Source organism: Vibrio celticus, assembly GCF_024347335.1.
Classification (GTDB): Bacteria; Pseudomonadota; Gammaproteobacteria; order Enterobacterales; family Vibrionaceae; genus Vibrio; species Vibrio celticus.
Map to the genome: position 1 here is coordinate 543,770 of NZ_AP025464.1, position 13,124 is coordinate 556,893.

The window sequence follows — 13,124 nt, forward strand, 5'->3', positions numbered from 1 at the left end:
TTTTAATCTTTTTTTTCTAATCTGGTAATAAGCTATGAACATTAAAACAAGCATCTCTCTTTTTATCTTGATGATGGTTTCTTCTTTTAGTGTTTATTCTCAACCTATTTCTTACATGCTGTTTGGTGAAAAGCAATTCGCTAGCAGTCCTCAGTCTGGTGCTGACTCCTTATTAAACACATATTGTTCTTACTCTCCATCAAGACGAAAATATCAAGGTCTCACTTCTGTCAGCGTCAGTTCGAGTAAGTTTACTATTAGGTCTATTTTTTACGAAGATGAGGGTTGTACTGGGGCTGTATCTTCTCCCGGTTCATTTTCAATTAATTTCATTTACGAATCATGCCCAAATGGGCAAGAAGTAAGTGATCTTACTCAATCTTGCGAGGCGGTTTGCGATCCACCCTCTATATTAAATCCTCATACTTCAGAATGTTACACTCCTGCTTTTTGTGATAGAGAATCGACTAATGATTCTTTATTTGAGGCTGAACAATCTTGCGCGGCCAAGGGCGGTATTTTCTCTCATCAATGTTCTGATTTCCTTGAATCGTTAGAGACTCGCTGCACTCAATCTGATAAATGTGCAATTGGTTTCCCCGATTGGCCTGACTGTATTCAGGATTTAGATCCAACTGATGATATTACACCGCCTAGTGGTGGTTTTAATCCGGGTTCGGGTTCAACTGCCAACCCTGACGCACCCACTTTTGACAAGCCAGAACCTGACGATGTTACTCCCACTGACACTACAGATGAGGCTGTATTAGAAGCTATTCAGAATTCAAATAGGGATTCTAACGAGGGTTTTAAGGCTCTTAGCACAGATTTAAACAACGGCTTTACTGATATTAATAATTCATTATCAAATCTTAATGCTACGAATACCGCTATAGGCGAATCCGTTGTTGAACAAATGAATCAGGATTATCAGATATATCAAGCTAATAAGGACTTAGCCCTGCAGCAAACGGGCGCTATTACTGCGGGTGCTTCTAGTATTACTGACGCGTTAGGCGCTCAAACGGGCGCTTTAACGGGCGCTCTAGGTGAACAAACGAGTGCTTTAACTGATGCTCTTGGAGAACTTGCCGCTAAGCTACCCGAGCAATGCGACCCTACTGAGGATAATAATTACTGTCAGTATCCTCACGGTTTAGGTTCTGAATTTATTAGTGATACTTTCGGCCAAATGGATAATCAAGTGGGCGGTATTATTTCCGGTGGTGAAAGTCTTATTGAATCAACTTTACAATCCGTTATTGATAGCCCTTTAAATGATGAAAATGAATCAATCATGAATAACGCAACTGCCGTTCTTTTAAACGCGCTTGGTTTTAATGAGTCATGTTCCCCTTTGACGTTTGAGGCTAACGGGAATACTTATTCTATTGACTGCTATGTCAGTGAAAAAATTAAGCTCATTCTTTCTTTCTTAATTGGCATGTATACGCTTATGACGCTCACAGACATTTTATTAGATGGCATTACACCGATAGGCCGTAAGCCATCAGCTACGAGGTACGCATAAATGGCAATTGCTTTACTTCCTATTTTATCCGGTATCAGTGGCGCTTTGTCATTGCCTGCCCTTGCTGCTTTTCTTGGTGGCCTCGCTACTAAAGTATTTGAGTTCTTTTTTCTCAAATTTACAAAGCAAATGGCTATTAACCTAACCATTGTCACAATGATTATAGGTATGGCTACGGCTACCAGTTACGCCATTTATGCCATGCTCACGGGTTTGCATTTTCTGGTGCCTCCGTTCCTATCACAAGCTTGGGGCTTCTTTGTTCCTGACGTTGCTGTTCCTTGTGCCAGTACCATTTTAAGCGCTCGTGTTATGCGTTGGGCGTGGGAATGGCAAGTGTACGCGGTTACAAGGATTGCTCCGTAATGGCTAGCGTTTATTTTGTTACGGGTAAGCTCGGTTCCGGTAAAACTCTAACGGCTGTCGGTAAGATTCGAGAGGCGTTTATGCGCGGTGTTCCAGTAGCAACCAACCTAGATATTAACCTTAAAGAAATGCTAGGTGCTAAGAAGAAAAACACGCGCTTGTATCGTATCCCTGATAAGCCAGTCGTTGAAGATTTGACTGCGCTCGGCTCTGCGAATAAAAGTTATGATGTCACAAAGGACGGGCTAATTGTTCTTGATGAATGCGGTACCTGGTTCAACTCCAGAACGTGGAACGATAAGAACCGACAAAAGTTAATTGATCACCTTTTGCATATTCGAAAGCTTGGTTGGGACGTGATTTTCATCGTTCAAGATATCTCAATCGTTGATAAACAAGCGCGTCTTGCTCTCGCTGAACATACTGTTTTTTGTCGTCGTTTGGATAGAATGCAGGTTCCTATCCTTTCGACTCTTGTATGGTTTTTGACGCTTGGTCAAGGCCGCTTACCTTTCCCAAAGCTCCATATTGGCATTGTTAAGTATGGCGATAATCAAAATTCTCTGACAGTTGATAAATGGGTGTTTTTTGGTAAAGACCTATACACGGCTTACGACACTAAACAGATGTTCCGATCTAACTATGAGGACGGCGTTTATTGCGTATTTCGGTGATTGCGATCGCTCGTTTCGGTTTATTCCGATCACCTGATCCTACCGTTTTTCCCTCTTCTTATTTTTACTCTAAGTGATCGGATTGCGCCAGTTTTCTCATTGACTCACCTCCCAGTTCTATTCTATGACTATTGTGTACTAGCCGATCCATTAGCGCGTCCGCGACGGTGGCGTTGCCGATCATGTTGTACCACTCCCTTACAGGTAACTGGCTGATGACGATTGTGCTGCTGTTTTGATAACGCTCTTCCAGCACTTCTAATAAGTGACCCGCATGCTCTTGAGTGAGTTTTTCCATCCCCCAGTCGTCGAGGATCAGTAAGGCTTTCTTAGCCAGCGATTGGAGTTGCTTTTGATAGCTACCATCCAGACGACCAGCGGTCAGGTCGTCAAGCAAGCGAGTTAATCGGTAGTACTTAACCGTTTGTTGTTGGTCACAGGCGCTGGTTGCCAGTGCGCAGGCAAGATACGTTTTGCCTGCGCCTGTTGGGCCTGTAACCAAGATGTTCTGGTGTTTGTATAGATAACTGCCCGTCAGAAGTTCGCTCATCTGTTTACGATTGAGGTTTCGTCCCTCCTTATAGATAAGTTGGCTCGGCTGCGCATCTACTCTCAGCTTGGCTTGTCGTTTTAAGCGTTGGATTTTGCTCTGATTGCGATTCAAGATCTCGCTTTCCAGAAGTAGGCTTAGCCTTTCCTCGAAGTCCAGTTCTGCGTAGGTGGTCAGTTGCTCTTGCTGCTGCTCTAATGCTTTCGCTGCATGGCTCAAGCGTAGGGTTTTGAGTTGGTCGTTCAGTGCATTCATATCCTTTCTCCTAGTGATAACTGTTCGGGCCACGAACATTGCTATGAACAAGATTTGGCGTACTCGTGTTGTCTTTACTCAGTTGTCCTTCACGATTGTTTTCAACAAATTGCTGATGAAGGTGTAATTGGATTTTGTCAGCATCAGCGCATCTTTACAGGCTTGCTCTAGGCGCGATTCGCCATAGGTTTTACTGAGGCTGAGCAAGCCAAGGCAGGAACGATAAGACTGCTCTGGATGAGGCTTGGAGTTCAGCATCTTATTGACGACTTCTCGTGTGGCTGGGCCGATATTGGCTCCCCAGCTAAGCAAGCGCCCTGGCGACCACTTCTGATGTTGATGGTTGCTTGGCATGTGCTCTGGTTGGGTGCTGTTTCCTCGCTCTCTTTGGCTACGTGGATGCTGGGCCACCAAGTTACCTTGATGGTAGATCTGCACCAGGCGATTAGAGGCTTCCAACTCGACATGGTGACCAACAAGTTGATGGGGAACCGAGTAGTAATGACGGCGATATTCGATGTGATAGTCAGGGCCAACTTTGGCTCGTTTAGTTTCGGTATACAGGTAACGCTGCCTAGGCAGTGGCTTTAATGCAGGTTTGTCGAGTTTATCGAACAGCGCTTGGCGGCTGGCGCCATACTGTTTCATCTCACGCTGATTTAACTCATTCATGAGTTCACGGATGGCGAGATTCAACTCTTTAAAAGTGTGGAAGGCTTGGTGTCGCAACCGCATCATGATCCAGCGTTCTACTAGGAGCACGGCATTCTCTGCCTTGGCTTTGTCTTTCGGTTTGTAGGGGCGAGCAGGCATCACGGCTGTTTGATAGTGATTAGCCAGCTTTTGATAGCTGTCGTTCAGTCTCGGCTCATAACGATTGGCTTTGGTGACTGCGCTGCGTAGGTTATCGGGAACTAAGAGTTGTGGTACGCCACCGAAGTGTTCGAACGCATTCGCATGCGCCTCTAACCAGTAGGGCTTCCCTTGGCTGGGAAGGCTTCAACATAAGTGTAATTGGACGCGCCTAAAGTCGCGACGAACACCTCCGCTTCGCGCACTTCGCCTGTGTCAGGGTTGACCACCTGAAGCCGAGGCCCACAGTAATCGATAAACAGTTTATCACCTGCAACATGAAGCTGGCGCATGCTGCGTTTTTGGGTTTTGAACCAACGAGTGAAGTGCTCGCAGAACTGAGTGTAAGCGTAAGCTTGCTCTTGATATTGCTCATGATACTCCTGCCAGAGCAGCATCTTTGTCATACCTTTACGCCTGAGTTCGACTGCGTATTGAGTGAAGTCTGGCATAACTTTATCTCGACTGACTTTCTTGCCGTGATACAGCGCCTGTGTGAGATCTGCATCGCTGCAACTGTCGGGTAGAGGCCAACCAAGTTGGCTTTGTTTAAAGCGAGTAAGGAGTTCTGATACGGTGGACGGGCCGAGTTTAAGGCAAGAAGCGATACCACGATTTGAGAGACCGCAGTCGTATTTAAGGCGTAATACCTCTTTGATTTTGTTCATTGGAGTTCTCTTTTTGGCCATTGTCGCTTCCTTTCCTTCTTGTTTAAGAAGTAAAGAATAGCGAGCTATTGATTTAAAAGAGAAAAAGGAAGGATTTCGGCCATTACGATCGCGGTTTTCGCTATTCCGATCACCGATTTCGGAGTTTGACTAAAAGTGATCGGATAATCGCGGAATCAGTGATCGGTTTAAACCGAAATGGGTGATCGGATAATCCCGAAATGACTGATCGGAATGCTCCGAAATATGCAGTTTATAGCGTTCTGCCTCCCTACTACACTCACGGCCGTTATACTGTCCCTTACAATTTAAGGAATATTATGAGACTTACTAAAATTCACGCTCGTAAATATTCACGCTTTCTTTGCTTTGCTCTTGGCGCTTTACTGACGCTTGGCATGTCTATGTTGCTGATGCCAGAAACACCAGAAACAACGGTTCAGATTGTTGAAGCAAAACAGGACGCTGACCAACTGAAAGACCTATTGGACGGTTATCGAATTGTCAGTGCTTGGAATCCGCCCAATCAACTGCCGTCTTTTGAGTTGGATAAATCGGGTAATCGCATAACGAGTGTTGAACTCCGTTCGATGGGTTTTGATGTGACTGTTTTCTCTAGCTGCCGCGTGTCTGTATCCAGTGGTACAAGTTCTTATGAGGTACATTGCTAATGCTTCGTGTAATCCTTTTAATCACCTTTTGCTTATCGCTTCCGGTTCGCGCATCTGCTCCGGCTGTTTTTGAGTCTCGCAATACTCCAATCGCTGAGTTTGTATCATGGTTTGCTACTTATACGGGGCAAACCGTTGTACTTGGTCAAGGTGTGACGGGTAAAGTTAGTTTTACCGCCCCTGAACTTAAACAATCTGAGTACGCATCCTTTTTCGATTCGGTTTTGCGCTCTCATGGTTACGAACTCGGGTATTCAAACGGTGTGTATACCGTGTCCGTTGATACTGATACGTTTTTACCTACAGAACCGCCAGTCGTTAAGCTTTACCGTTTCCAAAACGTCAGAAACACAAAGGTCACTGAGCTTGTTAATTCGATGCTGAGAGCAACGCAAGCGCAAACGACACAGAAGCAATCTAACTCAAATTATGATGTTCAAATTCTTCCTACGACCAACTCTATTATTGTGACTGGTGCGCCCGACCAAATCACCAAGATTGATACACTCATAGCAGGTATAGACCGACCTCAAAAGCAAGTTTTCATTGAGGCTATCATTACTGAAACCCTGATTGATGATAGCGAGGAGTTTGGCGTTAATTTGGAATTAGCACTGGATAACGCTGGTTTCATTACTCAGCCAATCGCCATTGATAAAGCGGTCGATAACTTACTTTTCTATGATAGCGGAGATTTTTCTGCATTGGTCAAAGCTGTTCAATCTAGTGAAGATACCGAGCTGTTATCACGACCTAATATGCTAATTATGGATAGGGAGAAAGGTTATATTACGGTAGGTCAAAACGTCCCTTTCCTTACTTCCAGTGAAGTCACGGACGGTGGTAACACCATTCAACGCATAGAACGTCAAGACGTGGGCGTTTCTCTTGAGGTTGTGCCTCATGTCCTTGGTGACGATGTTGTATTGATCATTAATCAGGAATCTAGTTCTGTTACTAACTCTGCTATAGCTTCCGATATCATTACCAACAAACGAACCTTGCAAACTGTTGTTAAGGTTAGAGATAGACAAACAATCGCGCTAGGTGGACTCATATCGAGCGAGGAACGGAAGTCCGTTTCAGGCGTCCCTTTACTTATGGATATTCCCCTGCTTGGTGGTCTATTCCGCTCTGAGGGTACAAGCCAAATAAAAAAAGAACTCAAAGTCGTTATTAAGACTACGATTCTTTAATCCAGCTCGCTTTCTGCTGCTATAAGCTTGCTTGTAGAGCATAAAGGAGCAAACAAGCGTAGCGCGTTAGATATTCCCAATAACGTATATCGAATTATTGGCTTTCGGTAACACTATGATACAAAACCTTTATACCCTTAGATGTGAAACCAGTATGCTACTTGTTGACCATTTTAAGGAGGGGAATTGTGTTTACATTATTGATTGGACTACTAGCAATCGGCTATGTCGTCTATAAGCTTACAGAAGATACTCCTAAACAAGATCCATGGGCCAACAAGACCAACACCACATATCGATTAGAGCCTAAGATTGAACCAATTCGACGACCTCAGCCACCGCGTTCAGACAATGTTCCAATACCCTGTACAGCGGAAAAAAAGCTATCGATTACAAGAAATAAAGTCGATACATTTTCGAACAAGGTTGAGCATAAGCGTTCGGAGTACCTGACTTCGAAAAATGAACGTAATTTTTATATCGCCCTAAGAGAAGCCTTACCTGATGACTACATGATTCATTGCCAAACCTCATTAATGGCATTAATTCAACCTGTAGAATGGAAAAACAATTCAAGAACTTGGGCAAAGCGCATGGACTTCGTTGTAACTGATAGCACCACCAAAGTTATATGCGTAATTGAACTAGATGATCGTTCTCATCAACGTGCTGACCGAAAAAAGCGTGACCAATACGTTAATGAAGCTCTTGATGGACACCACAAACTAATCCGCTTCAAAGCTTCTTGGACTTATGATTCTGAGAACATTTACCAAAAGCTGAAAAATGAAATTGACTGCCCTCACCCTCGTTTTGTATCACGGGGGTAAATTCGACCTAGCTATCAGCACTCACACAACCCTGCTCTAGTTGCAAGCTTGCGCGCTAGTTTCTTAACTAGAACTAAACAGATTATTATAGGCTTCTTCGTTTTTTTGTGTATAGAGGTAAGTGATTGTTAATAGGTTAGAACTTCTAGTAGAATTGCTTTAATCAGGATAATGGCAAGAATATTTCCGCACTGAAATATTAAGAAGTTTCTTACTATGCGCTAACTCATAGACTGAACCTTAAGCATTAAGACCAGCATAAATCCCGTCTAACGTGATGTTTTTCTTTGACTTCCTCTGGGCGGACTTTTGTGCGTTCTTAAATATATAGCTAGAGGCCCATTCCAGTTTATTGCCTATTTCTGACCATGCCTTGTGGCTGATACATTCAAATATGGGCAACAGCCACACATCCACATTTTTTGCCGCCTTAAACAGCGAGACCGATGGCATTATCTGAAGCGCAGTACTGCGCCTGATGATCAGCGAGAGTAAACTGGCCCAGATAAGCCCATCAACGATGGCCTTTTGTGCGGTGACAAATCGTTGCCAGTTTGTGTGAGATTTTAATTCTTTAAAAAGCAACTCCACCTGCCATCGACAGCGGTAGATCGCCATTATGTCATCAGCAGTATAGGTACCTGAAGGCAAGTTAGTTAACCAAATACAGAATCGCTTTTCTTCTGCAAACCAACGTCTTACCACTCTAAATTCTTGCTTACCACTACGAACTTTAAGGTCGAGTACCTGTGAGCGATTAGTACCTCGAGTGATGTCTTTGAGCTTCTTTCCTTCTAGTTTAGATAAATGCCGGCCCTGACCGTTTCTCGCTTCTATAACATGAGGATTCAGGGACTTTGCTCCTCGAAAATATAGAAACCACCATACAGTTCAAGCTCAGTAAAGAATTGGAAGTCAGGGTACCCTGCGTCAGCCAACAACAATTTGTTACTCATTGTTTTGGGGCGGGCAAAAGTCTCTTTCTGATGCTGTATCAGCGCTGATGCTCATTGCGACTGGAGAAAAGCTTTTTAAAGACATTGTCATATGGCATTCAACTGCGGCTGGATTGCGTTTAAATCGGCTCGGGTAAACGTTCGAAAGGTCACGATGAATGTGGAAAGAGCTACCATCTTGAAGCAGCACATCATCAAAGGTGGCGAGTTTATCTGGTAGGTTGGCACTCTGCTGGCGAGCAAACTGAGCTATCGCTCGCATGGCCAATTGGCGCATGAATATCGGAAATTCTTCTTTTCTTAACTGGTTATGGTAGGGCTTATAAGCCACAGTATCTTTAGCGCTTAAGCACATCCCATTGAATTGCCTTAGTAAATCGGCAATAGATGAGCAGTTTCCTTTGCTCAAAGCGGCCACTAGGCTTACTACTAGCTGGTCGGGTAAGATAGCCCGACATCGCTTCATAAGTCCTGTACTTTTCGCCATTTTTTGAAGGCTATCAGCATTAAAGAATTGCTTAAACTGCTTTTGTAGGGAGATAATCGTCATCGGCTTCACGGTTGATATGGGTGGTTTGTTTGGCGACGATTATCTGATCATAAATGAAGCCTTTTTTCTATCTAAATAAATAGCTTAGAGCTTAAGATCCTGTCTATGTGCGCTAACTAGTTTAAGGATAAGTATGGGATATCGAGGAAAAGTTTATAAAGGTGACTTTAAGTATAAGTACGTTCCTTATGGAGATGGAGCCAAGGCCATCATAAATGATGCAACTATGAAGTTTACAGATCCTATAGACTTCAATGACCCTTTTGATTGTTCTCCTTCATATATGGTTGGTGATTTTAACGAGTTGATGAAAATTAACCAAGAGGCCTATAAAAATGCAGGTCGTGATTTAAATCTTTCCCCAGCTCAAAGGATACAAGAAAAAGGCAAAATGAAAGCTCGATTACAGAAAGCTCTTGAGGATGGGAGCTGGAAGAGAACATTGCAAAACAGTATTGGGATTTGTTCCATGACTACCAAACCTTGCAACCTTTTAATGTGGGCTCATTATTCAAATAACCACACAGGTATTGTCTTTGAGTTCAGTAATGTCTTTCCTAAGATGGTAGACCTTAAAGAATTCTATTTATGCGCATTCCATGTTAATTATGAATTAGACAAGCCAGTAGCAAACCTTTCAGAGGCGCACTATGGAACTGATTTTTTAACAAAGGGCATTGATTGGGAATACGAAGATGAAATTAGGTGCCTTAACCAAGAGAAGAAGTCTGGTATTCATGATTATAGAAGGGATTTGCTTAAATCAGTAATACTTGGTGCTCGAATTGATAGTGATGACGAAGCTGATATCAGGAAACTCGTCAAAGAGGTAAATCAACGCGAAAATGTATCAATTATCGTTTATAAAGCTCAAATGTTGGATGATAAGTACAAACTTATTATTCCTAACCACCCTGTTTATGGTGACCCAGATTGGTGATTTTTTAATAGGCTTATATCAAAAAAAACCGAACTCAATTAGTCCGGTTTTACTGTGATAAGACCAAAACTATACTTGTCTAATTCTATTTTTTAATGCTGGCTATCGCCCTCGCAAGTCCAAGTAAGTGTGTTGACGTTTTGATTTCTAATTCCGACTGAATCCCCAATAGCGCAATCCCTGCTAGTATTTGTTGTGGCCTCACCACTTGGCCAGTCGGCAGCTCCATCCTGTCGTATAACATTTTGAACTGCACCCAATCTTCACTAATGCTTAGTTCCCGACCTTTTGCCATTCTCATAAGTCTTTTACACTCGGGCGGTATTGGATTTCCCTCATCCCAACCTGTGACAGTTCTCACAGATTTAAAACACAATTCGGCGACCTCTTCCTTGGTCATTTGGCATTCCAGTTCTCGAAAAATGTAATTCTTACTCATTTCGCGATACTTCAATGATAAAACCTCTAAATACAAGAGGTTGCACTGAATTAAGGAGATATGCACCATTAAACATAATCAGACATAATACGCAGTCACGTATAGTTAATTCTAAAAGTAGTATTCTTATCGTTTCGCCTTAAAACCCTTGTTCCAACTGACTCTCACGCTTATTGCGCCGTTCAGAGTTTTCTTAGCGCATTTGAAATCTAATAATTATATGTGCGGCCAAACGTCTACACAATCCAAGCCTGATTCAGCAAATCTTATTGACGCGAAACTTTGTCCATCTGGTTTAACTTATATGCCACTTCTCTGTTTGCACTAACGGACCGCGCGTTGTGTGTAATTCTTGTGAGCATTGCTGTTGTTTCTTTTTCAGATTTCACACACGCGACCAATGTTTTTTATCAGCTGCACATGCTAGCTCTCGTTTAAATCTATCAACTAATAAAGTTCGTGTGTCTTAAGTAGATTCGCGCAAAGGTTTTGCAAACCTTGCTAACAATTCTCTCTAGAGCTAGTACTTTGTGTTTATCGAGATTATTAAATGGCAATGGCTTGTCCTATGTTGTTTGAAACACCATGCCAAGCTGCCGCAAACATGTTTGCATAGATTCGTTACACTTATACGCTGGTACACAACACCGATACTTGGGAAATCCATAATCACGGTTTACCCTGAAATTACGTTCAATTGGATTTAGGTAGCTTTGGTAATAAACCTAAGAGTTGCTTAAAACCCATTGCGCTTTGTTTTGCTTTACCTGTTTTCTCTAGCTGATATGCCCGCTTTTGAAGTCGCAATGGTGTTACCGCCTGAGATTAGAAACTTAGAAAGCGTGTATTGGTTTATCGACACATGTAGTCAACAAATAAAGTGACACTGTAGCTAGCTGTACAGGTAAAGCTTGGTCCTATTGAACACAAAATAAAGACCCCAAACAATATCTGTATATATATACAGTTAAATTATTAACCCGTTAAAAACGTCACCTTTCGTATAAATACCGAACAAAAACAACGCTATTTAGGCATATATCGATCGCTGGGCGCGTAGTGTTTGGTGAAGAACGACAGTATCTGGCTTGTTGAGCAAACGATACTAGCCAAACTCAATTCAAAATCGAATCCCTAGTTGCACCTGCATACTCCATCACGCATAATGTTACAGGTTTACGTACGAAATATATTATGAGCGACAAAGCATTCAGACAACTCAACATCTTCTTCTCTGTTTTTTGCCTGGCAATGACCGTACTGTCGCTGATCTCTTTTCATACCATCATGGATAAGAATTACATAATCACACCAGACAGAAACCCTACACGCGTAAACACAGATAGAGACCATGATGGCGGCACTATAGGGTCATTACTCAGGTCAAAGGACAAAGTTGAGTTACAGTGTGACTTTAATCGTACCTATAGTTCACCTTTCTGTGAGGTTGAATTTGTTCTTTCTACTGAAGGTAAAGGCTTAGATCTTTCCACATTTGATTCTGTGACCATCAATATGGAATATGAAGGTCAAGAGGACCCAAGGTTTCGATTCTACATACGTAACCACAACGAAAACTACAGCGTCCAAGGCGACCCTATTTCTAATAAGTTCAATCGCTTAGACTTCTCACTCCCCGATAGAAAACACATCGATTTAGCTTACTTCAATGTCCCTTTATGGTGGATTGACTACTACAATCACCCAATAACCAACAGCGGAGTCGATATTACTAACGCTGTTTCAGTTGAATTGGGGCTGGGAGCTAGCACGCTAGATGGCCCCCATACTCTGACGGACGAGAGCATCGTTTTCCACGGTAAGATTATGGACAAGGTTATGCTATGGAAGATCTTGATTAGCTTATGGGTAATCTACGCGGTCTGCTATGTCTGTGGGGCGTCATACGTAGCTAGGCGAGCGAGAATTCTATCAGTAAACCAACAGCGCTTGTTATTAGCCCAAGAAATTGAAGAATTAAAGATAAAGGCGACTACCGACCCTCTAACTGGCTGTCGCAACAGAACCGAAGCGTTAGATACCTTTTATGATTTTGAACGCCTCGCAAAACAAGGGAAGACAATTCACATTGCTCTGTTTGATTTAGACCACTTCAAGCAGGTCAACGACCAATACGGTCATGAAACTGGCGATCAAGTTCTTATTCTGTTTGTCTCAACGGTGATCGACAACCTTGGAGAGCAATACTTATTGTATCGTTGGGGCGGTGAGGAGTTCTTGTTAGTTTGCATAGAACAAACAACGCTACAGTGTAATGCAACTATTGCCAAACTCTACTCTTCAATGGGCGAAACCACTTGGCCCAAAGGGCTTAACATCACCGCATCCGTTGGTTTTACCCAACTTACACAGAATGAATCGATTCGTTCAGCCATTAAGCGTGCAGACAAAGCACTCTATCAAGCTAAAGATAACGGACGAAACCAAGTCGTTACGTTTGACTAAGCCTCGCCAGACTGGCCTGCAGCTCAATATTCAATGCTCTATCAACACACAATCAATACCTTGTCGATATCTACTCTCTATTTAGTCAGCAATTACATAATTACATTTTTAACGGCTGACTAAACAAGCCCATAAGCTTTGCTTTCTCATCAGAATTCTATTCGATTCGTACACACATTA

At 42.7% G+C, this 13,124-nt stretch carries 9 protein-coding genes and 3 pseudogenes; 8 read left to right on the top strand and 4 right to left on the bottom strand.

The features are described from left to right. Positions 1 to 34: 34 nt before the first annotated feature. The 3 genes and pseudogenes from OCV19_RS18430 to OCV19_RS18440 all read left to right on the top strand — a co-directional run. Positions 35 to 1,531 (top strand): hypothetical protein, encoded by a 1,497-nt coding sequence (locus OCV19_RS18430; protein ID WP_065676916.1) that lies wholly within the window; start codon positions 35 to 37, stop codon positions 1,529 to 1,531. After that, positions 1,532 to 1,897, top strand: a complete 366-nt coding sequence (locus OCV19_RS18435) for a DUF5455 family protein (protein WP_016789823.1) — start codon at positions 1,532 to 1,534, stop codon at positions 1,895 to 1,897. Further along, a pseudogene (locus OCV19_RS18440) lies at positions 1,897 to 2,562 on the top strand (zonular occludens toxin domain-containing protein); the annotation flags it as partial. The gene OCV19_RS18435 and the pseudogene OCV19_RS18440, both read left to right, overlap by 1 nt. A gap of 73 nt (positions 2,563 to 2,635) precedes the next feature. Here OCV19_RS18440 and istB read toward each other — a convergent pair. Together istB and istA are read right to left on the bottom strand one after the other, a co-directional pair. Next, positions 2,636 to 3,376, bottom strand: a complete 741-nt coding sequence (istB, locus tag OCV19_RS18445; RefSeq protein ID WP_065677598.1) for an IS21-like element ISVch3 family helper ATPase IstB — start codon at positions 3,374 to 3,376, stop codon at positions 2,636 to 2,638. Positions 3,377 to 3,386: 10 nt separating this feature from the next. Beyond that, positions 3,387 to 4,917 (bottom strand): annotated as a pseudogene (gene istA / locus OCV19_RS18450) (IS21 family transposase). 299 nt (positions 4,918 to 5,216) lie between these two features. Between istA and OCV19_RS18455 the strand changes: the two are divergent. The 3 genes from OCV19_RS18455 to OCV19_RS18465 all read left to right on the top strand — a co-directional run bounded on the left by OCV19_RS18455 (position 5,217) and on the right by OCV19_RS18465 (position 7,593). Beyond that, the gene (locus tag OCV19_RS18455; RefSeq protein ID WP_206377713.1) at positions 5,217 to 5,567 is read left to right on the top strand and encodes a P-loop NTPase family protein; all 351 of its coding nucleotides are present in this window, start codon (positions 5,217 to 5,219) and stop codon (positions 5,565 to 5,567) included. Next, positions 5,567 to 6,763, top strand: a complete 1,197-nt coding sequence (locus OCV19_RS18460; RefSeq protein ID WP_065677733.1) for a secretin N-terminal domain-containing protein — start codon at positions 5,567 to 5,569, stop codon at positions 6,761 to 6,763. The genes OCV19_RS18455 and OCV19_RS18460 overlap by 1 nt, the downstream gene beginning before the upstream one ends. Positions 6,764 to 6,951: 188 nt before the next feature. Beyond that, complete coding sequence (locus OCV19_RS18465; RefSeq protein ID WP_065677732.1) at positions 6,952 to 7,593, top strand: DUF2726 domain-containing protein; 642 nt, start codon at positions 6,952 to 6,954, stop codon at positions 7,591 to 7,593. Positions 7,594 to 7,833: 240 nt separating this feature from the next. Here OCV19_RS18465 and OCV19_RS18470 read toward each other — a convergent pair. Continuing rightward, positions 7,834 to 9,099: pseudogene (locus OCV19_RS18470) on the bottom strand (IS4 family transposase). Between the two features lie 133 nt (positions 9,100 to 9,232). Here OCV19_RS18470 and OCV19_RS18475 point away from each other — a divergent pair. Further along, on the top strand, positions 9,233 to 10,039 hold the full coding sequence (locus OCV19_RS18475) for a DUF2971 domain-containing protein (protein WP_065677043.1): 807 nt from the start codon (positions 9,233 to 9,235) through the stop codon (positions 10,037 to 10,039). Between the two features lie 85 nt (positions 10,040 to 10,124). Here OCV19_RS18475 and OCV19_RS18480 read toward each other — a convergent pair whose 3' ends face one another. Then, a complete protein-coding gene (locus OCV19_RS18480) occupies positions 10,125 to 10,493 on the bottom strand; it encodes a phage protein (protein ID WP_065677044.1) in 369 nt (122 codons plus the stop codon). Between the two features lie 1,179 nt (positions 10,494 to 11,672). On the opposite strand from OCV19_RS18480, the gene OCV19_RS18485 reads away from it, so the two are divergent. Beyond that, positions 11,673 to 12,944, top strand: coding sequence for a GGDEF domain-containing protein (locus tag OCV19_RS18485; RefSeq protein WP_065677045.1), 1,272 nt, complete (start codon positions 11,673 to 11,675; stop codon positions 12,942 to 12,944). The last annotated feature ends 180 nt before the right edge of the window (positions 12,945 to 13,124 follow it).

Coding starts and splice junctions, on each gene's coding strand:
- OCV19_RS18430 (WP_065676916.1), top strand. CDS start 35: ATGAACATTAAAACAAGCATCTCTCTTTTTATCTTGATGATGGTTTCT.
- OCV19_RS18435 (WP_016789823.1), top strand. CDS start 1,532: ATGGCAATTGCTTTACTTCCTATTTTATCCGGTATCAGTGGCGCTTTG.
- istB (WP_065677598.1), bottom strand. CDS start 3,376: ATGAATGCACTGAACGACCAACTCAAAACCCTACGCTTGAGCCATGCA.
- OCV19_RS18455 (WP_206377713.1), top strand. CDS start 5,217: ATGAGACTTACTAAAATTCACGCTCGTAAATATTCACGCTTTCTTTGC.
- OCV19_RS18460 (WP_065677733.1), top strand. CDS start 5,567: ATGCTTCGTGTAATCCTTTTAATCACCTTTTGCTTATCGCTTCCGGTT.
- OCV19_RS18475 (WP_065677043.1), top strand. CDS start 9,233: ATGGGATATCGAGGAAAAGTTTATAAAGGTGACTTTAAGTATAAGTAC.
- OCV19_RS18485 (WP_065677045.1), top strand. CDS start 11,673: ATGAGCGACAAAGCATTCAGACAACTCAACATCTTCTTCTCTGTTTTT.